The sequence below is a fragment of the Peribacillus muralis genome (assembly GCF_001645685.2).
GTDB lineage: Bacteria > Bacillota > Bacilli > Bacillales > DSM-1321 > Peribacillus > Peribacillus muralis_A.
The window spans coordinates 386,130-409,080 of the sequence record NZ_CP017080.1 but is presented as its reverse complement, the minus strand read 5'-3'; the positions used below and the strand labels follow the sequence as shown (position 1 = coordinate 409,080).

Genomic DNA, 22,951 nt, shown 5'->3' with positions numbered 1-22,951 from the left:
CTCCCCTGATTTACTAGCATCTTCTTCTCTTATATTTTAACGCATTATAGTAGGAAAGAGTATAGTTTTATTCATAACATCATACACGCCTCGCTGGGTCAACCTTATATAAGGAAGATGGGTCGTCGAAAAGAATGAAAGTGTGTACACGGGGTCGTCGAAGCGATATCCCCTCTCGCATAGCAAGCTTTTCAGCTCATTTTCTTCTTCGATCAGTTCAGGAACCTCCTTGGTAGACATGATTCCCTGTAATTTTAGAGGCAGTTCATGGATCACCTCGCCGTGCTCCGTTAAAATGATGCCACCGCCAATTTCCTTCAAACGTTTAAATGCCAAATGCATATCCCGTTTCCGCTTGCCGATCAGCATGATGTCGCCCGTATTTGTATACGATCCAGCAAAGCCACAAAGCTTATTGGCAAAACCTTTCAAGATCGTATTTATGCGCCATTTCCCTTCCCGATCAATAAGCATGAAAAAACATTCGTCATCATCAAAGGTCAGCTCTTCATGCCCCACATCATTGGAAAGGGAGTAAGGCTTCGTAATTACGTTATTGACCAGTTCGATCCCAAAAGGCATTGAAAACTCAAAATCCTCCTTTAAGCTAAGATCCCAATCAAGATCAAGTGGCTTAAAATCGAAATCGCTCCATTCGATTTCCTGTTCATCTGGAATGACTTCACCATCCTTCTTCACCCATTTCCCCTTCGCCATTACCGAAACTGGCGCAGGCTCCATCATATCGGTAAGGAAGTTGATATTCGCCACCCTTCCAGTAGCAATATTTCCATGCAGGTACTCAATATTATAATAACGAGCAATGTTGATCGTTGCCATATTATAAGCATCGATGACAGGTACGCCGTGCTCTATCGCTATTTTGATCAAGCAGTCTATGAAACCACCCTCATAAAAAGATGGCGGCGATCCATCTGTCGTATAAAAGAATTTATCGTATTGATCGATGCCAAGTTCATGGATTTCGGAAATCAGCTTCGGCAAATCCGGACGTATCGAAGAATGCCTCAGCGATACATAAAAGCCCTGCAACAGGCGGGACATGACTTCATCACCCGTCATTGCTTCATGATCACAGTCAGCACCGAATAAGGTCATTTTTGCTAACGTCTTCTCGGATGCTCCTGGAAAGTGCCCTTCAATTTTCTTTCTCATTCGCTTCGCTTCCTGAATCCAATGCAGCATCATGTCGTCCCCGTCAAGAAGCTTCGGCCATCCCGTCAGTTCCCCGCCCTGTAATACGGCATCATGCTCCAGCCAGGATTTGACCGCACCATGGGAGAATACCGTATCTTCATCAATCAATTCAGTCTGACCGTCAAAACGGCTCCACCAATACATCGTGACAGGAATGTTACGTAATTCTTTCAAAAGAGAAAACGCTTTCTTTTTTTCTAATTGCAATAGAAATGGCAGGTTATCATTGATTAGTGTCGTTGTGCCAAAATGAGATGCATAACGTGAAAAAGAAAGGGGATTATATAGTTGAGAAGGATGTGAGTGCGGCTCAATATATCCCGGTACCAAATACTGGTTTGTGCAATCGACCATTTCACAATTATCTATATTATCAGGAAGCTTTTCGCCAACATAGATGATGCGATCCTCATATATCCATATATTCGCCTTCATCCATTTTCGTAAAGCTTGATTTAAATAAGTCGTATTTTTAAGCAGAATGTGTGGTGCCCTATTGCCATCCAGCACATCTATATGTTCTCTAAGATGTTTATTTTTCCATCTATAGCGCTGTTCAAGCATAAAACATTCCCCCATAATTTTTAGAAACAAATGTATAAAAAAAACCATTTTCAATCCAATTTTATTTCATAGTAACATACTTGTCTCATTAGAACAGTAATGTTAACCGGAATATTGTTAAATTTTTGTGAAGGGATGGACATAATCATGAAATTCAAACAAAATATCAGTATAATTAATGCATTAATGCGCATTACCTGCGGTTTAACCTTGCTCACATGGGCAGCGGCAAAAATGGTGAAAAAACCATGGAAAAAACAATCCTACCTAGTAGTCGTCATGCTGTCTGCCATGAAAATAGGCGAAGGTATCCTCCGCTATTGCCCAATCGTAGATGTTATGGAAAATGGGCAAGCTACAATGAAGAAGGAACGCATTCAGGAAAAAGTCACGCATCCATCAGAGAGCAATTAATTTTCGCTCCTATAGAAGAAGCTGACTCCGATGAGAGTCAGCTTCTTTCATTTTTCAAGAAAAATTGTATTGGATTGCACGATAACCGATATCGGTACGCCAAAACAACCCTGATTTTCCCAAGCAACCTAACTCTTTATATACGTGAGCTTGGGCTGAGGCCAAATCTTTCCCTTTTGCTGCAACCAGAAGAACACGCCCCCCGTTGGAGATGAACTCCCCCTCGCTATTGAGAGCTGTTCCAGCATGATAAATATGGGCTCCATCATCAATCTTTTCCAAGCCTTTAATAATGGATTGTTTTGTATAATCACCAGGATATCCCTCGGCTGCCACGACCACACCAAGAACGGATTCTTCATGCCATTCAAGTTGTAAATCAGCTCCAGAAAGGACCGCTTCGAGCGTTTCAATGAAATCCGTCTTCAAGCGCGGTAAGACCACTTGCGTTTCCGGATCGCCAAAACGGGCATTGAACTCTATGACTTTCGTTCCTTTTTCAGTAGCGATCAACCCCGCATATAATATGCCTGTAAAACGTCGATCTTCGGAAATCATCGCATTTACGGTCGGCTTGAGAATCATTTCGACTGCAGATTGAACCATTTCATCAGTAATTTGCGGTACCGGTGAGTAAGCGCCCATTCCACCTGTGTTCGGTCCCTGATCTCCATCAAAAACCCGCTTATGATCTTGCGCAATGACCATCGGATACACCTTATCCCCATTGACGAATGCCATTAGCGAAAATTCCTCGCCGTCAAGGAATTCTTCTATCACGACCTTGGCAGAGGCTTCTCCAAACTTAGAGCCGACAAGCATATCGTGAATGGCGTCCAACGCCTCTTCCATCGTCATTGCGACAACGACGCCTTTCCCAGCAGCAAGTCCATCCGCCTTGATTACGATGGGCACCCCGATTTTTTCGATATGATCCTTTGCAAGATCATAGTCGGTAAATGTTTCATATTCGGCTGTTGGAATGTTATAGTTCTTCATTAAATCTTTAGCAAATGATTTGCTTCCTTCAATGACCGCAGCACGGCTATTAGGACCGAAAGCCTTTAAGCCCGCTTCCGTAAAATCATCAACGATCCCGTTCAGTAATGGTGTTTCTGGTCCAACCACAGTCAATGAAATGTCATTTGCCTTGGCAAAAGCAATCAATTCCCCATGATTGCTTTCACAAATTGGCACAAGCGTCGCCACATCCATCATGCCTGGATTTCCAGGAGCCGCAAAAACCGTCCCGACTCGCTCGCTTTCAAATAGTTTACGAGCTATAGCGTGCTCCCTGCCACCCCGGCCAATCACTAGTACATTCATTATCGCACCTCATCCTTTGATTAATGTTTAAAGTGACGAATCCCTGTGAATACCATTGCGATTCCGTATTCATCAGCTTTCCTGATCGAATCTTGATCTTTTACAGAGCCACCAGGCTGAATGATTGCCGTAACTCCCGCTTTCGCTGCGGCTTCAACGGTATCGTCCATCGGGAAGAAGGCATCCGAGGCCAATGCGCTTCCATTCGCTCTTTCTCCAGCTTGCTCAAGTGCGATTTTCGCCGCTCCGACGCGATTCATTTGACCTGCGCCAACTCCTAAGGTCATTTGTTCATCACAGACGACAATGGCATTCGACTTCACATGCTTCACGATCTTCCAACCAAGCTCTAAAGCCTTCCATTCTGCAGGTGTTGGCTCACGCTTCGTTGCTACCTTCACTTCTGCATCCTTTAAGCAATATGAATCACGGTCTTGAATAAGTAAGCCGCCTTCTATCGAAGTCAATTTACGTTCCGTTTTATTGGCGATATCGAATTCAATCGTTAATAAACGAAGGTTTTTCTTGCTCGTCAAGATTTCCACTGCCTCACCCGTAAATCCAGGAGCAATGATGATTTCAAGGAAAATTTCATGAAGCCTCTCTGCGGTCGCCTTATCAACTTCACGGTTCAAGGCGATGATGCCGCCGAAAATGGAGGTGGAATCCGCTTCATAAGCCTTTTCATAAGCTTCTAAAATCGTTCTCCCTACCCCCACGCCGCAAGGATTCATATGCTTGACGGCAACTGCAGCAGGCTCATCGAATTCCTTAACGATTTGAAGGGCTGCATCTGCATCATTGATGTTGTTGTATGAAAGCTCTTTCCCGTGTAATTGCTTCGCATTGGCAATTGAAAAAACGGAACCAAGCGGTTTTTTATAGAATGAAGCTTTTTGATGTGGATTTTCCCCATAACGAAGTGACTGCTTCAATTCATAGGTAACAGTCAATGATTCAGGATTTTCTTCGTCGGCAAGCTCTGTCATATACTCTGAAATGACAGCATCATAGGCTGCAGTATGACGGAATACTTTTGCTGCCAGACGGCGATTCGTGGTTTTTGATACGCCACCGTTTTGCTTCAGCTCGGTCAATACGGTAGGGTAGTCATTGGAATCGACGATAACGGTCACATATTCGTGGTTTTTAGCAGAAGAACGAAGCATTGTCGGTCCGCCGATATCGATGTTTTCAATCGCATCTTCCACAGTGACTTCCGGCTTGGAGATAGTCGCTTGGAATGGGTATAAATTTACACAGACTAATTGAATCGGTTCGATATTATGCTCTGCAAGCTGCGCCGCATGATTCTTGTCATCATGTTTGGCCAACACCGCACCATGGACATTCGGATGAAGTGTTTTGACACGACCATCAAGGATTTCTGGAAATCCAGTGACATCACTAATACCAATCACATCAACACCATGATCCTGCAGCGTTTTTTTCGTACCGCCTGTTGAAATGATTTCAAATCCTGCCTCAATCAATCCTTGAGCAAATTCAATGATACCTGTTTTATCCGATACACTTATTAAAGCACGTTTTTTCATGTTATGTTGGTCCCTCCATTAAGTAAGTTGCTGTTGGCAAAGCTGCTGCAAAACGGACGGATACAAATCATGCTCCGTTTCCTGAATCCTTTTCTGAAGAATGTCAATCGTATCTCCTTCGAGAATCGGCACCGTTTTTTGGACAATGATCGGTCCTGTATCCATTCCTTCATCGACGTAATGTATTGTGACCCCAGTTTCCTTCACTCCAGCTGCAAAAGCCTGACCGACTGCATCCTTGCCTGGAAAAGCAGGAAGGAGAGATGGATGGATGTTCACGATGCTTTGTGGATACTCTTGTAATAATGTAGGACCTATCAAACGCATATAGCCGGCCAGAATGATCAAGTCCACATCACGTTGCTGAAGTTCAGTGAGGATTTCCTCTTCAAACTCAGCCTTGTTCGAGTAATTCTTCGCTGAAAAGGAGAAAGATTGGATATTTTCGAGTCTCGCCCTCTCTAGCACATATGCGTCTTTTCGATCACAAACGACCAGACAGATTTCCGCCTTCACCTTTCCGCTTTTTATCGCATTTGTAATTGAATGAAAATTACTACCGTTACCTGATGCAAAGACAGCAAGACGCTTCATTATTTGAAAGACACTCCATTTCCAGCCACAATCGTCCCGATGACCGATGCCTCTTCACCACAGTCTTTAAGGTACGCCAGCACATCAGCTGCTTCTTCTTTTTTTACGATGGCCGTCATTCCGATTCCCATATTGAATATATTAAACATTTCCTCTTTCACAAGGCTTCCTTTTTCCTCAAGGAAGGAGAATATAGGTGGAATGACCCAGCTGCCATGCTCGATTTCCACACCGCATCCTTCAGGCAGTATGCGTGGTATATTTTCGATGAATCCGCCCCCCGTAATATGGGCAAGACCCTTGATTTCAAATTTTTCCAAGGTCGATAAAATCGACTTGACATAAATTTTGGTCGGTTTCAGCAGCTCCTCGCCTAGCTTGCAATCAAGCTGTGGCACGAAATCTTGAAGATTCATCCCTGCTTCTTCAAGAAGGATTTTACGAACAAGGGAATAGCCATTGCTATGGATGCCGCTCGAAGAGAGTCCAATCACGACATCGCCCGCAAGAATGGACTCACCCGTAATCAGACGTGATTTTTCGACTGCACCGACAGTGAAACCTGCCACATCGTATTCTTCGGTTTCGTACATCCCCGGCATTTCCGCCGTTTCCCCGCCGATTAGAGCACAGCCCGCTTGTTCACAGCCATCTGCAATCCCTTTGACGATCATTTCAATTCGTGCCGGGTCGGCCTTTCCGCAGGCAATGTAATCTAAAAAGTATAAAGGTGCAGCACCCTGAACGACAACATCGTTGACGCACATCGCTACACAATCCACTCCAATTGTATCGTGTTTATCCATCATGAAAGCCAATAAAAGTTTCGTACCCACTCCATCCGTACCTGAAATGAGCACCGGTTCTTTAAGGTTCAAGGACGACAAATCAAACATGCCCCCGAAACCGCCCAACCCGTTCATCACTTCTGGACGGAGTGTGCGCTTCACATGTTTTTTCATTCGATTTACCGCTTCATAACCAGCCTCAATATCCACGCCGGCCTGTTTATACGCATTAGCCATTTTGAATCCCCCTCAGAAAATCATTCTGCATTTCCGACATGCTCAACATTTTGTTTTTTCCCGTTCGTATTCAAAAATTTCAGTCGGATAATTTCCGGTGAAACAAGCTAGGCATGAACCGCGCGTTTCTCCTGGAAAAGGACGGCCAATAGCTTCGACCATGCCTTCGACACTTAAGAAAGTCAAGGAATCCGCACCAATTATTTCCCTGATTTCCTCCACAGATTTAGAGTTCGCTATCAGTTCTTCTTTTTTAGACGTATCTATTCCGTAAAAGCAAGGATTCTTGATTGGGGGCGAGCTGATGACAACATGCACTTCCTTCGCTCCTGCGTCTTTTAACATGCCGACGATCCTTCTGCTCGTTGTCCCACGGACAATGGAATCATCAACCATTATCACCCGTTTGCCTTCTACTACCCCTCTTACAGGTGAAAGCTTCATCTTCACGCCTTGTTCACGCAAGCTCTGCGATGGCTGAATGAATGTCCTGCCCACATATCGATTTTTGATTAAGCCCATTTCATATGGAATGCCTGCTGCCTCCGCATAACCAATCGCTGCCGATATGCTGGAATCGGGTACACCCGTGACGACATCTGCTTCAATCCTCGCTTCAAGTGCCATTTGCTTACCAAGGTTTTTGCGGGCCGTATGGACATTGATTCCATCGATATTGCTATCGGGACGGGAAAAATACACATATTCCATCGTGCACATAGCCTGTTGACTGGAAAGTGAAAAGTACTCGGATGAGATTCCCTCATCATTGATGACAACGAGTTCTCCGGGCTCAATATCGCGGATGAATTCTGCACCTACGATATCAAGGGCGCAGGTTTCGGATGCAGCAAAATACGCATCGCCCAATTTCCCTAATGAAAGGGGGCGGAAACCGTGCGGATCTCTTGCCATGATCATTTGGTTTTCCGTCATGATGACGAAAGCATACGCACCCTTCAGCATGCTTAAACTGTTTTTCACGGAATCCCTGACATCCGAGTAGCCGGACCTTTTAATCAAATGGGCAAGCACTTCCGTATCCGATGTCGTTTGAAAGATGCTTCCCTGTCCCTCAAGCTGTGCTTTTAGCTGATTTGCGTTGACGATATTCCCATTATGGGCAAGTGCCAGGCCGCCTGTATGTGAATTGAACAAGAAAGGCTGGACGTTTTGATAGCCGCCGCCGCCTGCCGTTGTATAGCGGACATGGCCGATTGCCGCTTTTCCTGTACCGGATAGTGCTTGCATTTTTTCAGCAGTGAAGATCTCAGTGACGAGTCCTTCCCCCTTAGAGATGGACATCTGCTCACCGTCCGTGACGACGATGCCCGCACCCTCTTGTCCACGATGCTGCAGGCTATGCAACCCGTAATACGCAAGCTGAGCCGCATCAGGATGTCCCCAGACTCCGACTACGCCGCACTCTTCGTTAAGGCTTCTTATTTCAGCAAGCATGGTATGGCCCCTTTCCAAGCTGTTTGCAATTCATCAACGTCCGCTTCCAATACAAGGTCATCACTGCCTGCCGTCACGATTAGCTTACGATCCTCCGTTACAGAGCCTATGCAAATCGCATCTTCCACAAGGGCTTCAAAGGCCTCTTTGTTTTCAGGTTTGATGGAAAGCAAGAACCGTGATTGCGTTTCGCTGAATAGTTCGGATACCGCTTCACCGGAAATATTAACTTTTGCCCCAAGCTGGCCTGATCCGAATAAAGATTCAGCTAAGGCAACGGACAAACCGCCTTCCGAAAGATCATGTGCAGATGCAACAAGACTAGATTGGATCGCCGCAAGGATTTGCTGCTGACGTTTTTGTTCAACCGTCAAATCAAGTTCCGGTGCGCGTCCAAAGATTTTTCCTTCAAGCATTTTTTGCAATTCACTGCCGCCAAATTCAACTTTTGCTTCACCGACTACATAAATCAAGTCAGATTCATTTTTAAACGTTTGCGTCGTGATATGCTGCAGGTCACTGATAAGACCGACCATTCCGACTACAGGTGTCGGATAAACCGCTTCACCATTCGTTTCATTGTAAAGCGAGACATTTCCGCCAATGACCGGTGTGCTTAAGCTTCTGCAAGCCTCACTCATGCCATCAGCCGCTTTTTCCAGCTGCCAAAAGATTTCAGGTTTTTCCGGGTTCCCGAAATTCAAGCAATCCGTTATTGCCAATGGCTCGGCTCCTGAGCAAATGATATTGCGGGCTGCTTCAGCGACTGCGATTTTCCCGCCTGTTTCAGGATCAAGATAGATATAGCGCGAGTTGCAATCCGTCGTCATCGCAAGAGCCTTATTCGTTCCCCTGACTCGAACTACAGCTGCATCCGAACCAGGTGATACTACCGTATTCGTGCGGACCATGTAATCATATTGATCGTAGACCCATTCCTTGCTTGAAATCGTCGGTTGCTTCAATAATGCCAATAGTGTTTCTTTATGATCTTCGATGACTGGCATTTCAGCCTTCATGCTTTGGAAGTCACGGAAATATTGCGGTTCCGCGGATGGCTTATGATAGATCGGGGCTTCTTCCGCCAAGGCGTCGACCGGAACCTCTGCAACGGTTTCACCTTGATGTGTCAAGGTCAAGTTTTTATCGTCCGTCACTACGCCGACTGCCACTGCCTCTAAATCATACTTCGTGAACAAATCAACGATTTCCTGTTCACGGCCTTTCGTGACTACGATGAGCATCCGCTCTTGTGATTCCGAAAGCATCATTTCATAAGCCGTCATTCCCGTTTCACGCTGCGGCACCAAATCCAGGTTCATTATAATGCCCGATCCCGCCTTGCTCGCCATCTCTGCAGATGAACTGGTGAGTCCAGCCGCACCCATATCCTGAATGCCAACAAGCGCATCGTTTTGAATTAATTCAAGGCATGCCTCTAGAAGCAGCTTCTCCATGAAAGGATCTCCCACTTGAACGGCTGGGCGCTTCTCTTCGGAAGACTCTGACAGCTCTTCAGATGCAAACGTTGCCCCATGAATGCCATCGCGTCCAGTTTTGGCACCCACATACATGACTGTGTTGCCTACTCCATGCGCTTGGCCTTTTTTTATGTCCTTATGATCGATCAACCCGACACACATGGCGTTGACTAACGGATTTCCTTCATAAGACGGATCGAATTGAATTTCACCGCCGACAGTCGGTATCCCGATACAATTTCCATATCCGGCAATCCCTGCTACGACCTCTTTGAATAAGTATTTCACGCGATCATTATCCAGTTCTCCAAAGCGAAGTGAATTCAGCATCGCAATCGGACGTGCACCCATGGAGAATACATCACGGATGATGCCGCCTACACCAGTGGCTGCACCTTGGTAAGGTTCGATTGCCGACGGGTGGTTATGACTTTCGATTTTAAAAACGACGGCCTGGTCGTCACCGATATCAACGATTCCCGCTCCTTCACCAGGACCTTGAAGCACTTTTTCACCCGTAATCGGGAATTTCCTTAAGATGGGTTTTGAGTTTTTGTAGGAACAATGCTCTGACCACATAACGGAGAACAATCCTGTTTCCGTATAATTCGGCAGTCTGCCTAAGATTTTCTCCACCATGGCAAATTCTTCATCGGAAAGCCCCATACTTGCGTACAATCGCTCCGATTTAATTTTATCCGGACTTGGTTCAAGCTGTAATAACATGTGATTCCCTCCAGTTTTTTACGATGGATTGAAAAATCTTTAAGCCGTCTTTACTGCCAAGCAGTGAGTCAACAGCACGTTCGGGATGAGGCATCATTCCGAGGACATTTCCTTGTTCATTCGTAATACCCGCTATCCGTTCCAAGCTTCCGTTTGGATTGTCGCCGTCGTAAGTGAACAAGATGCGGTTATCCCGTTTTAATACAGCCAATGTTTCATCATCGCAGTAATAATTCCCTTCACCGTGCGCAACCGGGATCGTAATCGATTCCTGCAACTCGTAGCCTGACGTAAACATCGATTGATTATTTTCAACCTTTAATCCAACATTGCGGCAAATGAATTTCAAGCCTTCATTACGACGCATCGCGCCAGGTAAAAGTCCTGCTTCAAGCAAAATCTGAAAACCATTGCAGACACCAAGAACGGGTTTCCCTGCTTGAGCCGCTTTTACGACTTCGACCATCACATTGGAAAAACGGGCAATCGCTCCTGAGCGTAAATAGTCTCCATAAGAGAAGCCCCCAGGAAGGAGAATCCCATCATACTGATCTAGGTTGTCTGTGGAATGCCATACATACTCCACTTCTTCCCCCAGTGCATCCTTTATCGCATGATACATATCGACATCACAATTGGAGCCAGGGAAAACTATGACAGCAAATTTCATTGGGTGATAACCTCCTCAACATCATAACGGTAAGCCTCAATAACCGTATTGGCCAATAGTTTTTCACACATTTCCTTTACAAGTTGATCTAAATCACGATCCGTATCCTCAATTGTAAGTTCAATGTATTTCCCCACCCGAACGTCACTTACTTCGTTATAAGTCAAACTATGAAGCGATTGTTGGACTGCCGCTCCCTGTGGATCCAGTACACTTTCCCTTAGTGTGATATATACCTTAACCTTATGCATGTTGAATGCCCTCCAATTTTGCTAGAATTTTTTCGTAGGCATCTGTTAAACTGCCTAAATCACGACGGAATACATCTTTGTCTAACTTTTCGTTCGTTGTTACATCCCATAACCGGCACGTATCAGGTGATATCTCGTCAGCCAGCAGAATGTTTCCATTCGATGTTTTTCCGAATTCTAATTTAAAATCTATCAATCTAATATCCAGCTCTTTGAAAAATGAGGTTAGGACTGTATTTATTTCCTGTGCCTTTTCTTTTAAAATGGCTACATCTTCCTTGCTGGCTAGTTCCAATTCTTCAATATGGTCTTCCGTTAACAGTGGATCGCCGAGCTCGTCATCTTTATAGTAAAACTCAGTCAGTGCCTTCTTTAGGGGTTGGCCTTCCTTTATGCCGGTTCTTTTAGAGAAGCTTCCCGCAGCAGTATTCCTGACGACGACTTCAAGGGGGATGATGGAGACTTTTTTGACCAACTGCTCCCGTTCGGAAAGCATTTCAATAAAATGGGACGGAATATTTTCTTTGGCAAGCTTTGAAAATAGTAAGCTGGTAATTTGGTTGTTCAACTTGCCTTTTCCGGCAATCTCTGACTTCTTCTCACCATTGAACGCTGTTGCCGAATCCTTATATTCCACCCATACTATTTCATTGTTGTCCGTTGCATAAATCTGCTTCGCTTTTCCTTCATACAACAATTCTCGTTTTTCCATCTGTCAAGACCCCCACATTGTGAATATTATGAATTTTCCTGTCATTTGTCAGGCTTGGCAAACATGGGACAGGCTACATGCCCATGTTTGCCGCCTGCTTTTTTATAAACCTAAACGATCAAAGATCACATCAACATTTTTCAAGTGATGGGTAGGATCGAAGCAATCATCAAGCTCTTCTTTTGTAAGCAGGCTTGTAATCTTATCATCCTTTTCGATCAGGCTTCTGAATGGCACCTGCTGTTCCCATGCTTCCATCGCTTTTGGCTGAACCGTATCATAAGCTTCTTCACGGACAAGCCCTTTATCGATAAGGGAAAGCAACACACGTTGCGAGAAAATCAACCCTAGAGTACGGTCCATATTGCGTTTCATGTTTTCTGGATACACGGTTAAGTTCTTAACGATGTTGCTGAAGCGGTTAAGCATATAGTTCAATGCAATCGTTGCATCCGGCAAGATGATGCGTTCTGCTGAAGAATGGGAAATGTCACGCTCATGCCATAATGCCACATTCTCATAAGCTGTCATCATATAACCGCGGATGACACGGGCCATCCCTGTCATATTCTCAGAGCCGATCGGATTCCGTTTATGAGGCATTGCCGACGAACCTTTTTGTCCTTTTGCAAAGAACTCTTCCACTTCACGTGTTTCGCTTTTTTGCAAGCCGCGGATTTCGACTGCGAACTTTTCAATTGATGTCGCAATCAACGCCAAGGTGCTCATATAATGTGCATGGCGATCGCGCTGCAATGTTTGGGTCGAAATGGGTGCTGCTTCAAGTCCAAGCTTTTCACAAACGAATTTTTCAACGAACGGGTCGATGTTTGCATAAGTTCCAACAGCACCGGAGATCTTCCCGACCTCGATGGTCTTTCTCGCTTCATCAAAGCGTTCGACATTGCGCTTCATTTCTTGATACCATAGAGCCAGCTTCAAACCAAAGGTAGTCGGTTCTGCATGAACTCCATGCGTACGTCCCATCTGAACCGTGTATTTATGTTCTTTTGCTTTATTTCTCAGGATCTCGACGAAGTTATTCAAATCCTTTGAAAGGATTTCATTCGCTTGCTTGATCACATATGAAAGGGCTGTATCCACTACATCAGTCGAAGTCAAGCCGTAATGTACCCACTTCCGTTCCTCCCCTAACGTTTCAGAAACTGCACGTGTAAAGGCTACGACATCGTGTCGGGTATCCTTTTCGATTTCATTGATGCGCTCCACATCGAACGTAGCATTTTCACGAAGAAGCTTCACATCTTCTTTCGGAATGACACCAAGTTCAGACCACGCTTCACAAGCCAATATCTCGACTTCCAGCCATGCATTAAAGCGGTTCGTCTCTGTCCAAATGTTTCCCATCTCTGGGCGGGTATAACGTTCAATCATTTTACTTCCTCCGTTTCAACCTGTTGTTTCCAAATTTTGCTTCGATCACTTTCCAAAAGAGCTTCCTCAATCGTTGGACGTAAAATATTCACATGCCCCATTTTCCGCTTAAGCTTGGCTTCTTTCTTACCATAAAGGTGAACCTTCCAATCCGAAAGCGTAGGAATTCCATCCATCAAAGGCCCAATATGCTCTCCTAGGATGTTGACCATTACAACCGGCTTCAATAGCGCCGTATTTCCTAGCTCCCAATTGCAGACAGCCCTTATATGCTGTTCAAACTGTGAAGTCTCACAAGCTTCCATTGTATAATGGCCCGAGTTATGAGGTCTTGGCGCCAATTCATTAATGATGATTTCATCCTGATCGGTTAAAAACATTTCGACTGCCAATGTCCCGATCAAATCAAGGTTCTCAGCAAGCTGTAAAGCCTTATCGATAGCTTTCCTTTGAGCTTGTTGACTAATACGGGCGGGAACTATGCTTTTATGAAGAATGTTATCAATATGAATGTTTTCCGCTATCGGGAAATGAGTTGCCTCCCCATTTGCTTTACGCGTCACGATAATGGAGATTTCTTTTACGAAAGGAATCCAGGCTTCCAGCACACATACACCTGTTTCGAGCAGGGATTCAGCCTTTTTGATATCTGCTTTTTCCTTAATGACCAACTGCCCTTTTCCATCATAACCGCCCCGGGTCGTTTTTAACACACTAGGGTACCCTATTTTTTCTATATGAAGGTATATTTCCGAAATATCCTGTATTTCCTGATAGGGAGCAACCGATGCCCCTGCATCAGAAATGGCCTTTTTTTCAGTAAGGCGATCCTGTGTCAGCTTTAATAATTCGGAGCCCTGCGGAAGATATGCATGCTGCTTTAACCAATCCAGCGCCTCCGAACTGATATTTTCAAACTCATAAGTTATGACGTCACTTACCTCTGCCAACCTTTTCAATGCAGCTATATCGTCATAAGCACCAATTATTTCAATATCTGCAACTTGTGCACACGGACCATCTGCAGTTGGCTCAAGGACGGCTATCCTAAATCCTGATGCCTTTGCCGACAAAGCCATCATCCTGCCTAATTGCCCTCCGCCGATTATTCCAATGGTCTGTCCCGGTAAAATGGTTTTATTATTTAAGTTGTTCACTGCTTCTTAACACCTTTTCCCTGGTTTCGTCTCTTAAAGCTTCCAATCTCCCGGCAATTTCAGGATCGAAAGCCGCTAACATTTGAGCCGCAAACAAACCGGCATTGACTGCTCCGGCTTTTCCGATCGCCACCGTCGCAACCGGTATACCGCCAGGCATTTGAACAATTGATAATAATGAATCCATCCCATTCAATGCCTTTGATTGTATCGGTACACCAATCACGGGGACAATCGTTTTGGCGGCTGTCATACCTGGAAGATGCGCTGCCCCGCCTGCACCGGCGATGATCACTTTAATGCCTCGATCTTTTGCACTTCCTGCATATTCAAATAGTAAATCCGGCGTCCTGTGGGCGGAAACGACTCTTTTCTCATAGGAAATCTCAAGCTGTTCCAATGATTCACAAGCATATTTCATCGTTTCCCAATCCGAGGCACTTCCCATAATAACCCCAACCTGCGGCTTCATATCATCTATCCCTCCAACACTCAAATTGTGGCGTCCAGAGTATGCAGATGGACGCTTCTCATTATCTATAACATATAAATTAAAAAACCGGACAGATCCCTTCCTCATCGAGGAAGCGATCTGTCCGGAAAAGAAAGCCTTCGTAAAAAAACACAAAAAGACTTGGCTAAATTCCGAATTAGTCAGATGCTTCTCTCATAGTCCGATGATTTACGGTCATCAGGTAGAAACTTTTGGGCCATATCCCCATGATTATATGAGATGTATTAATGTACCTTCATATTACCTTTCGGCTATTTTAATGTCAAGTTAAAATCGAATATTTTACTAAAACACTAATTGATTGTTCGTGTTTTACTCGATTAATTTTGCTTCGAATACGATTTTTCGACCAATTGGCTCATAATGGACTTTGCCATTCTCCCTTCTCTCTGCAAATATCGGTTCTTCCGTCCTTCTTACAGGAAAGTACCCCGCGGCCTTCATACGGTCCAGGCAAGCATCAATTGTCTCTCCCTCATTAACTTCAAATTTCACCTTACTCTTTTTACTCACACTATCGTTTCCTTTCTTTTTTATTATTTATTGTTGCCTTTCCGTTCAATGAAATTCTTCCTAGTATAAGGAATAGAACAAGGAAAGGCAAGACATTAAAACCAAACGGATTAAATTTGTTGAGGATCGATTCCTTTTGTCCGGATTTCAGCCTCTTTACATGCAAAAAAAGACCAGCCGGATGGCTGATCTTTTTATTGTGCTTGGCGGCGTCCTACTCTCACAGGGGGAGACCCCCAACTACCATCGGCGCTGAAGAGCTTAACTGCCGTGTTCGGAATGGGAACGGGTGTGACCTCTTCGCTATCGCCACCAAACATATGAGGAACGTTGTTCCTTCAAAACTAGATAATGAGAAGGTATTTCATTTTTTAAAAGCGTTGGTTAAGTCCTCGATCTATTAGTATCAGTCAGCTCCACATGTCGCCACGCTTCCACCTCTGACCTATCAACCTGATCATCTTTCAGGGATCTTACTAGCTTGCGCCATGGGAAATCTCATCTTGAGGGGGGCTTCATGCTTAGATGCTTTCAGCACTTATCCCGTCCGCACGTAGCTACCCAGCTATGCCTTTGGCAAGACAACTGGTACACCAGCGGTGCGTCCATCCCGGTCCTCTCGTACTAAGGACAGCTCCTCTCAAATTTCCTGCGCCCGCGACGGATAGGGACCGAACTGTCTCACGACGTTCTGAACCCAGCTCGCGTACCGCTTTAATGGGCGAACAGCCCAACCCTTGGGACCGACTACAGCCCCAGGATGCGATGAGCCGACATCGAGGTGCCAAACCTCCCCGTCGATGTGGACTCTTGGGGGAGATAAGCCTGTTATCCCCGGGGTAGCTTTTATCCGTTGAGCGATGGCCCTTCCATGCGGAACCACCGGATCACTAAGCCCGACTTTCGTCCCTGCTCGACTTGTAGGTCTCGCAGTCAAGCTCCCTTGTGCCTTTACACTCTACGAATGATTTCCAACCATTCTGAGGGAACCTTTGGGCGCCTCCGTTACTCTTTAGGAGGCGACCGCCCCAGTCAAACTGCCCACCTGACACTGTCTCCCACCCCGATAAGGGGCGCGGGTTAGAATTTCAATACAGCCAGGGTAGTATCCCACCAACGCCTCCACCGAAGCTAGCGCTCCGGCTTCTCAGGCTCCTACCTATCCTGTACAAGCTGTACCAAAATTCAATATCAGGCTGCAGTAAAGCTCCACGGGGTCTTTCCGTCCTGTCGCGGGTAACCTGCATCTTCACAGGTACTATAATTTCACCGAGTCTCTCGTTGAGACAGTGCCCAGATCGTTACACCTTTCGTGCGGGTCGGAACTTACCCGACAAGGAATTTCGCTACCTTAGGACCGTTATAGTTACGGCCGCCGTTTACTGGGGCTTCGGTTCAAAGCTTCGCTTGCGCTAACCTCTCCCCTTAACCTTCCAGCACCGGGCAGGTGTCAGCCCCTATACTTCGCCTTGCGGCTTCGCAGAGACCTGTGTTTTTGCTAAACAGTCGCCTGGGCCTATTCACTGCGGCTTTTCTGGGCTATTCACCCTAAAAAGCACCCCTTCTCCCGAAGTTACGGGGTCATTTTGCCGAGTTCCTTAACGAGAGTTCTCTCGCACACCTTAGGATTCTCTCCTCGCCTACCTGTGTCGGTTTGCGGTACGGGCACCTTACATCTCACTAGAGGCTTTTCTTGGCAGCGTGGAATCAGGAACTTCGGTACTATATTTCCCTCGCCATCACAGCTCCGCCTTGGTGGAAACGGGATTTGCCTCGTTTCCGGCCTAACTGCTTGGACGCGCATATCCAACAGCGCGCTTACCCTATCCTTCTGCGTCCCCCCATCGTTCAAACGATGTATAGGTGGTACAGGAATATCAACCTGTTGTCCATCGCCTACGCCTTTCGGCCTCGGCTTAGGTCCCGACTAACCCTGAGCGGACGAGCCTTCCTCAGGAAACCTTAGGCATTCGGTGGAAGGGATTCTCACCCTTCTTTCGCTACTCATACCGGCATTCTCACTTCTAAGCGCTCCACCAGTCCTTCCGGTCTGACTTCAACGCCCTTAGAACGCTCTCCTACCATCGACACCTAATGGTGTCAATCCACAGCTTCGGTGATACGTTTAGCCCCGGTACATTTTCGGCGCGGAGTCACTCGACCAGTGAGCTATTACGCACTCTTTAAATGGTGGCTGCTTCTAAGCCAACATCCTGGTTGTCTAAGCAACTCCACATCCTTTTCCACTTAACGTATACTTTGGGACCTTAGCTGGTGGTCTGGGCTGTTTCCCTTTCGACTACGGATCTTATCACTCGCAGTCTGACTCCCAAGAATAAGTATTTGGCATTCGGAGTTTGACTGAATTCGGTAACCCGTTGGGGGCCCCTAGTCCAATCAGTGCTCTACCTCCAATACTCTCATCTTGAGGCTAGCCCTAAAGCTATTTCGGAGAGAACCAGCTATCTCCAGGTTCGATTGGAATTTCTCCGCTACCCACACCTCATCCCCGCACTTTTCAACGTGCGTGGGTTCGGGCCTCCATTCAGTGTTACCTGAACTTCACCCTGGACATGGGTAGATCACCTGGTTTCGGGTCTACGACCTCATACTCATTCGCCCTATTCAGACTCGCTTTCGCTGCGGCTCCGTCTCATCAACTTAACCTCGCATGAAATCGTAACTCGCCGGTTCATTCTACAAAAGGCACGCCATTACCCATTAACGGGCTCTGACTACTTGTAGGCACACGGTTTCAGGATCTATTTCACTCCCCTTCCGGGGTGCTTTTCACCTTTCCCTCACGGTACTGGTTCACTATCGGTCACTAGGGAGTATTTAGCCTTGGGAGATGGTCCTCCCTGCTTCCGACGGGATTTCTCGTGTCCCGCCGTACTCAGGATCCACTCAGGAGGGAACGAAGTTTCAACTACAGGGTTTTTACCTTCTTTGACGGACCTTTCCAGATCGCTTCATTTACCCCGTTCCTTTGTAACTCCATGTTGAGTGTCCTACAACCCCAAGAGGCAAGCCTCTTGGTTTGGGCTAATTCCGTTTCGCTCGCCGCTACTCAGGAAATCGCATTTGCTTTCTCTTCCTCCGGGTACTTAGATGTTTCAGTTCCCCGGGTCTGCCTTCAGTACCCTATGTATTCAGGTAAAGATACTGTTCCATTACGAACAGTGGGTTTCCCCATTCGGAAATCTCCGGATCAAAGCTTACTTACAGCTCCCCGAAGCATATCGGTGTTAGTCCCGTCCTTCATCGGCTCCTAGTGCCAAGGCATCCACCGTGCGCCCTTTCTAACTTAACCGTTAAAAAAGTCTTACAGATGCTTTGAAAAAAATTAATTGCCTTCTATCTATTATCTAGTTTTCAAGGAACAAAGTGGAGAGAACCCATCACAACGTGATGCTTCTTCCGTGATTGAATGAATTACTCATTCAAAACTGAACAAAACAAAAGCGCACTCGTATTATCCTTAGAAAGGAGGTGATCCAGCCGCACCTTCCGATACGGCTACCTTGTTACGACTTCACCCCAATCATCTGTCCCACCTTAGGCGGCTGGCTCCATGAAGGTTACCTCACCGACTTCGGGTGTTACAAACTCTCGTGGTGTGACGGGCGGTGTGTACAAGGCCCGGGAACGTATTCACCGCGGCATGCTGATCCGCGATTACTAGCGATTCCGGCTTCATGCAGGCGAGTTGCAGCCTGCAATCCGAACTGAGAATGGCTTTATGGGATTCGCTTACCTTCGCAGGTTCGCAGCCCTTTGTACCATCCATTGTAGCACGTGTGTAGCCCAGGTCATAAGGGGCATGATGATTTGACGTCATCCCCACCTTCCTCCGGTTTGTCACCGGCAGTCACCTTAGAGTGCCCAACTGAATGCTGGCAACTAAGATCAAGGGTTGCGCTCGTTGCGGGACTTAACCCAACATCTCACGACACGAGCTGACGACAACCATGCACCACCTGTCACTCTGTCCCCCGAAGGGGAACGCCCTATCTCTAGGGTTGTCAGAGGATGTCAAGACCTGGTAAGGTTCTTCGCGTTGCTTCGAATTAAACCACATGCTCCACCGCTTGTGCGGGCCCCCGTCAATTCCTTTGAGTTTCAGCCTTGCGGCCGTACTCCCCAGGCGGAGTGCTTAATGCGTTAGCTGCAGCACTAAAGGGCGGAAACCCTCTAACACTTAGCACTCATCGTTTACGGCGTGGACTACCAGGGTATCTAATCCTGTTTGCTCCCCACGCTTTCGCGCCTCAGTGTCAGTTACAGACCAGAAAGTCGCCTTCGCCACTGGTGTTCCTCCAAATCTCTACGCATTTCACCGCTACACTTGGAATTCCACTTTCCTCTTCTGCACTCAAGTCCCCCAGTTTCCAATGACCCTCCACGGTTGAGCCGTGGGCTTTCACATCAGACTTAAGGAACCACCTGCGCGCGCTTTACGCCCAATAATTCCGGACAACGCTTGCCACCTACGTATTACCGCGGCTGCTGGCACGTAGTTAGCCGTGGCTTTCTGGTTAGGTACCGTCAAGGTGCCAGCAGTTACTCTGGCACTTGTTCTTCCCTAACAACAGAACTTTACGACCCGAAGGCCTTCTTCGTTCACGCGGCGTTGCTCCGTCAGACTTTCGTCCATTGCGGAAGATTCCCTACTGCTGCCTCCCGTAGGAGTCTGGGCCGTGTCTCAGTCCCAGTGTGGCCGATCACCCTCTCAGGTCGGCTACGCATCGTCGCCTTGGTGAGCCATTACCTCACCAACTAGCTAATGCGCCGCGGGCCCATCTATAAGTGACAGCGTAAACCGTCTTTCCATCTTCTCTCATGCGAGAAAAGAACGTATCCGGTATTAGCTCCGGTTTCCCGAAGTTATCCCAGTCTTATAGGCAGGTTGCCCACGTGTTACTCACCCGTCCGCCGCTAACTTCAGGGAGCAAGCTCCCATCCATTCGCTCGACTTGCATGTATTAGGCACGCCGCCAGCGTTCGTCCTGAGCCAGGATCAAACTCTCCGAAGAAATGTTTGACTTGCTCATTTGCTTTTTTGATAGTGTGTGCTCACTTAAAATTTAACGTTGGCGCTTTGTTTTGTTCAGTTTTCAAAGAGCAATTTCGTAATCGCCTCACTTGGCGGCTTACTGATTCATCATAACACGCTATTGATTAGTTGTCAACTTCTGCGAAGTTTTTAACTTATTTTAAATCGCTGTGTTTCTCAGCGACCATTTCATCTTATCATTTTCATAGTAAGAAGTCAACAGTTTTTATTTCTTTCAGTAGTCTACCAAAAGGGATGAAGTTGTAGTGCTTTTTTATATTAATCCTTTTCCCCATTAAAGTCAACTAGTTTTCAAGCGATTTCTTAGTCATTTATTTATTCAATATATAGCAGCTATAAAGGTAATCCTTCAAGCCCTTTAGCTCCATCGCAAAAAGCCAACGTTAATCTTTTCATTTTATCCACCGAACACTTCAAGGATTAAAACCTCAGGAGCATCCCTCTCTTTGTCCAAATATTAAAAAATATTTTTTACAATTTTACTTTCTTGTACTATAATAAATTTATTTTAAAAATTTCAGGATAGGCTTTTAATCATTATAAAAATAGTTGGGAGAGGGATTTATAAATGATTAATAAAAACACATCTTTGAGGATGCAAAGTATCGTTTTTATTGGTTTTATGGGGGTTGGAAAAACGACAATCGGTCAAAAGGTGGCGCAGAAGCTATATAGGGATTTTGTGGATATAGATCGGGAGATTGAAAAGGAATTCAATATGCCCACTACAGAAATCTTTAAAACGTTTGGTGAAAAAGTTTTTCGAGAAAAAGAAAAAAGCATGATAGATAGCTTTAGTAAACAACAATTGAAAATAATTTCCGTAGGCGGCGGGGCATTTTTACAGGAGGATATACGGAATATCTGTTTATCCAACTGCATTGTTTTCTACCTCGATTTATCTTGGGACTATTGGAAAGAGAGAATAGGCTTGCTTATTGATAGCAGACCGGTTTTACAAAGCCGTACGCTTGAAGAAATCGAAGAGCTTTTTTACACCAGGCAGGAAATTTACTCCTATCATCATTCAAAAGTGAATACGAATGACCTTGATGTGGACGAAGTGGCAGACTTCATTGTTGATTCGCTAAAGGTCGCTTGGGATATTTATGAACCGCTGAAATAATTACATCTTGACGTTATGAAAATCCCGCATAAGAGAGTGCTAAAAAGATGAAAAGGATACAGCGGCTGTTTACCACCCCCGTATCTTTTCATTATTCGGTATTAGGAAGACTCCCTGACAATCAATTCCGGAGTTAATATGATGCGCTGCTGCTCACGTTTGATTTTTTCCATTTGCTGGTACAAAAGATTTGCTGCCTCTTTTCCCGTACGTCTAGGAAATGAAGAAATGGTCGTTAAAGGAGGATGATAGATCTCTGCTACTGGAACATTATCGAACCCTACGATATCCATATCCTTTCCAGGAGTAAATCCTTTCATCCTTAATCCTTGCATGACGCCAAAAGCAATTAAGTCGCTAAAGCAAAAGATGGCAGTTGGAGGTTCAGGATTTTCAAGTACTTTCAATACAGCCTCCAAGCCACCCTCACGTGTCGGTGCACTATCTATCATTAACGATTCATCCACTTCCAGACCCGCACTTGAAAGTGCTTTACGATACCCCTCCATTCTTTCGATCCATGTTGAAGATTCCCTGATGCCCCCAAGCAGTGCAATTCTTTTATGCCCCTTCTCTATAAGATGATCAACGGCAATTCGGGCACCTTCTGGATAATTGATTCCAACATAGTCGCTATTCACTCCAGGCAATTCTCTAACCGCAAGAACCATCGGCGTGTCAATTTCATTTAATCGATCCACCGTCTCCTGTGTACTCTCAGAGACAGGACACAGAATTAACCCTCCAACCCTATGTTCCAGCATCGTTGAAAGGAGATGGTCTTGCTTGGTAACCGAATCGAATGTTGTCCCAAGTAACACCGTGTAACCGACTTCATCCAATGCGTCATGAACACCAATCAGAAATTCAGAGAAAAAGGTATTCGAAATGTCGGTAATAATGATTCCCACCGTATCAGAACTTTGTGACCTTAAATTCGCGGCAACTCTGTCGTACACATAGCCAAGTTCCTGCATCGATTTCAAGACCTTTTTTCGTGTCGCATCCGAGATCCGCGGATTATTGCGAACAATAAGGGATGCCGTGGAAGTGGACACACCAGCATGTTTAGCCACCTGTTGCAATGTGACCCGCCCTTTTTTTGATTGCTTCATAGTTCCATCACCATCTTGAATGTATTTTTAATGTATATATTCATATCATGTTCTTACTA

Annotated in this window: 17 protein-coding genes, 3 rRNA genes and 1 riboswitch; of the genes, 2 read left to right on the top strand and 18 right to left on the bottom strand. The window is 45.7% G+C overall.

What is annotated here, in order from left to right; genetic code table 11:
- Positions 1-36: 36 nt before the first annotated feature.
- Positions 37-1,782: an adenine deaminase C-terminal domain-containing protein gene (locus ABE28_RS01950; RefSeq protein WP_064462259.1), complete on the bottom strand. Its 1,746-nt coding sequence runs from the start codon at positions 1,780-1,782 to the stop codon at positions 37-39.
- A gap of 147 nt (positions 1,783-1,929) precedes the next feature.
- On the opposite strand from ABE28_RS01950, the gene ABE28_RS01945 reads away from it, so the two are divergent.
- Positions 1,930-2,196 (top strand): YgaP-like transmembrane domain, encoded by a 267-nt coding sequence (locus tag ABE28_RS01945; RefSeq protein ID WP_064462258.1) that lies wholly within the window; start codon positions 1,930-1,932, stop codon positions 2,194-2,196.
- 54 nt (positions 2,197-2,250) lie between these two features.
- Here ABE28_RS01945 and purD read toward each other — a convergent pair whose 3' ends face one another.
- The 16 genes from purD to ABE28_RS01865 all read right to left on the bottom strand — a co-directional run bounded on the left by purD (position 2,251) and on the right by ABE28_RS01865 (position 20,610).
- On the bottom strand, positions 2,251-3,522 hold the full coding sequence (purD, locus tag ABE28_RS01940) for a phosphoribosylamine--glycine ligase (RefSeq protein ID WP_064462257.1): 1,272 nt from the start codon (positions 3,520-3,522) through the stop codon (positions 2,251-2,253).
- Between the two features lie 20 nt (positions 3,523-3,542).
- A complete protein-coding gene (gene purH / locus ABE28_RS01935; protein WP_064462256.1) occupies positions 3,543-5,078 on the bottom strand; it encodes a bifunctional phosphoribosylaminoimidazolecarboxamide formyltransferase/IMP cyclohydrolase in 1,536 nt (511 codons plus the stop codon).
- 18 nt (positions 5,079-5,096) lie between these two features.
- On the bottom strand, positions 5,097-5,672 hold the full coding sequence (gene purN, locus ABE28_RS01930) for a phosphoribosylglycinamide formyltransferase (protein ID WP_064462255.1): 576 nt from the start codon (positions 5,670-5,672) through the stop codon (positions 5,097-5,099).
- Positions 5,672-6,697 (bottom strand): phosphoribosylformylglycinamidine cyclo-ligase, encoded by a 1,026-nt coding sequence (gene purM, locus ABE28_RS01925; RefSeq protein WP_064462254.1) that lies wholly within the window; start codon positions 6,695-6,697, stop codon positions 5,672-5,674. The genes purN and purM overlap by 1 nt, the downstream gene beginning before the upstream one ends.
- A 42-nt stretch (positions 6,698-6,739) precedes the next feature.
- Positions 6,740-8,155 carry an amidophosphoribosyltransferase gene (gene purF / locus ABE28_RS01920; RefSeq protein ID WP_064462253.1) on the bottom strand — a complete coding sequence of 472 codons (1,416 nt, stop codon included), beginning with the start codon at positions 8,153-8,155 and terminating at the stop codon, positions 6,740-6,742.
- Positions 8,140-10,362, bottom strand: a complete 2,223-nt coding sequence (gene purL / locus ABE28_RS01915; protein ID WP_064462252.1) for a phosphoribosylformylglycinamidine synthase subunit PurL — start codon at positions 10,360-10,362, stop codon at positions 8,140-8,142. Before purL ends, purF begins: the two co-directional genes overlap by 16 nt.
- Positions 10,346-11,032 (bottom strand): phosphoribosylformylglycinamidine synthase subunit PurQ, encoded by a 687-nt coding sequence (gene purQ / locus ABE28_RS01910; RefSeq protein WP_064462251.1) that lies wholly within the window; start codon positions 11,030-11,032, stop codon positions 10,346-10,348. Before purQ ends, purL begins: the two co-directional genes overlap by 17 nt.
- On the bottom strand, positions 11,029-11,283 hold the full coding sequence (gene purS, locus ABE28_RS01905; RefSeq protein ID WP_064462250.1) for a phosphoribosylformylglycinamidine synthase subunit PurS: 255 nt from the start codon (positions 11,281-11,283) through the stop codon (positions 11,029-11,031). Before purS ends, purQ begins: the two co-directional genes overlap by 4 nt.
- A complete protein-coding gene (gene purC, locus ABE28_RS01900; protein WP_064462249.1) occupies positions 11,276-11,995 on the bottom strand; it encodes a phosphoribosylaminoimidazolesuccinocarboxamide synthase in 720 nt (239 codons plus the stop codon). Before purC ends, purS begins: the two co-directional genes overlap by 8 nt.
- Positions 11,996-12,097: 102 nt before the next feature.
- Positions 12,098-13,390 carry an adenylosuccinate lyase gene (purB, locus tag ABE28_RS01895; protein ID WP_064462248.1) on the bottom strand — a complete coding sequence of 431 codons (1,293 nt, stop codon included), beginning with the start codon at positions 13,388-13,390 and terminating at the stop codon, positions 12,098-12,100.
- Entirely contained in the window at positions 13,387-14,547 is a 1,161-nt protein-coding gene (purK, locus tag ABE28_RS01890) for a 5-(carboxyamino)imidazole ribonucleotide synthase (RefSeq protein WP_064462247.1), read from the bottom strand. The genes purB and purK overlap by 4 nt, the downstream gene beginning before the upstream one ends.
- A complete protein-coding gene (gene purE, locus ABE28_RS01885; protein ID WP_064462246.1) occupies positions 14,531-15,019 on the bottom strand; it encodes a 5-(carboxyamino)imidazole ribonucleotide mutase in 489 nt (162 codons plus the stop codon). Before purE ends, purK begins: the two co-directional genes overlap by 17 nt.
- Before the next feature lie 178 nt (positions 15,020-15,197).
- Positions 15,198-15,299, bottom strand: a riboswitch (purine riboswitch).
- 74 nt (positions 15,300-15,373) lie between these two features.
- On the bottom strand, positions 15,374-15,574 hold the full coding sequence (locus tag ABE28_RS01880) for an NETI motif-containing protein (RefSeq protein WP_064462245.1): 201 nt from the start codon (positions 15,572-15,574) through the stop codon (positions 15,374-15,376).
- 201 nt (positions 15,575-15,775) lie between these two features.
- A 5S ribosomal RNA gene (rrf, locus tag ABE28_RS01875) occupies positions 15,776-15,891 on the bottom strand.
- 63 nt (positions 15,892-15,954) lie between these two features.
- A 23S ribosomal RNA gene (locus ABE28_RS01870) occupies positions 15,955-18,887 on the bottom strand.
- 172 nt (positions 18,888-19,059) lie between these two features.
- Positions 19,060-20,610: ribosomal RNA gene (locus tag ABE28_RS01865) — 16S ribosomal RNA — on the bottom strand.
- Together the 16S, 23S and 5S rRNA genes form the textbook arrangement of a ribosomal RNA operon.
- Positions 20,611-21,219: 609 nt before the next feature.
- Here ABE28_RS01865 and ABE28_RS01860 point away from each other — a divergent pair.
- Positions 21,220-21,777, top strand: coding sequence for a shikimate kinase (locus ABE28_RS01860; RefSeq protein ID WP_064463727.1), 558 nt, complete (start codon positions 21,220-21,222; stop codon positions 21,775-21,777).
- Between the two features lie 101 nt (positions 21,778-21,878).
- Here ABE28_RS01860 and ABE28_RS01855 read toward each other — a convergent pair whose 3' ends face one another.
- Positions 21,879-22,892, bottom strand: coding sequence for a LacI family DNA-binding transcriptional regulator (locus tag ABE28_RS01855; protein ID WP_064463729.1), 1,014 nt, complete (start codon positions 22,890-22,892; stop codon positions 21,879-21,881).
- Positions 22,893-22,951: the final 59 nt, after the last annotated feature.

Coding starts and splice junctions, on each gene's coding strand:
- ABE28_RS01950 (WP_064462259.1), bottom strand. CDS start 1,782: ATGCTTGAACAGCGCTATAGATGGAAAAATAAACATCTTAGAGAACAT.
- ABE28_RS01945 (WP_064462258.1), top strand. CDS start 1,930: ATGAAATTCAAACAAAATATCAGTATAATTAATGCATTAATGCGCATT.
- purD (WP_064462257.1), bottom strand. CDS start 3,522: ATGAATGTACTAGTGATTGGCCGGGGTGGCAGGGAGCACGCTATAGCT.
- purH (WP_064462256.1), bottom strand. CDS start 5,078: ATGAAAAAACGTGCTTTAATAAGTGTATCGGATAAAACAGGTATCATT.
- purN (WP_064462255.1), bottom strand. CDS start 5,672: ATGAAGCGTCTTGCTGTCTTTGCATCAGGTAACGGTAGTAATTTTCAT.
- purM (WP_064462254.1), bottom strand. CDS start 6,697: ATGGCTAATGCGTATAAACAGGCCGGCGTGGATATTGAGGCTGGTTAT.
- purF (WP_064462253.1), bottom strand. CDS start 8,155: ATGCTTGCTGAAATAAGAAGCCTTAACGAAGAGTGCGGCGTAGTCGGA.
- purL (WP_064462252.1), bottom strand. CDS start 10,362: ATGTTATTACAGCTTGAACCAAGTCCGGATAAAATTAAATCGGAGCGA.
- purQ (WP_064462251.1), bottom strand. CDS start 11,032: ATGAAATTTGCTGTCATAGTTTTCCCTGGCTCCAATTGTGATGTCGAT.
- purS (WP_064462250.1), bottom strand. CDS start 11,283: ATGCATAAGGTTAAGGTATATATCACACTAAGGGAAAGTGTACTGGAT.
- purC (WP_064462249.1), bottom strand. CDS start 11,995: ATGGAAAAACGAGAATTGTTGTATGAAGGAAAAGCGAAGCAGATTTAT.
- purB (WP_064462248.1), bottom strand. CDS start 13,390: ATGATTGAACGTTATACCCGCCCAGAGATGGGAAACATTTGGACAGAG.
- purE (WP_064462246.1), bottom strand. CDS start 15,019: ATGAAGCCGCAGGTTGGGGTTATTATGGGAAGTGCCTCGGATTGGGAA.
- ABE28_RS01860 (WP_064463727.1), top strand. CDS start 21,220: ATGATTAATAAAAACACATCTTTGAGGATGCAAAGTATCGTTTTTATT.
- ABE28_RS01855 (WP_064463729.1), bottom strand. CDS start 22,892: ATGAAGCAATCAAAAAAAGGGCGGGTCACATTGCAACAGGTGGCTAAA.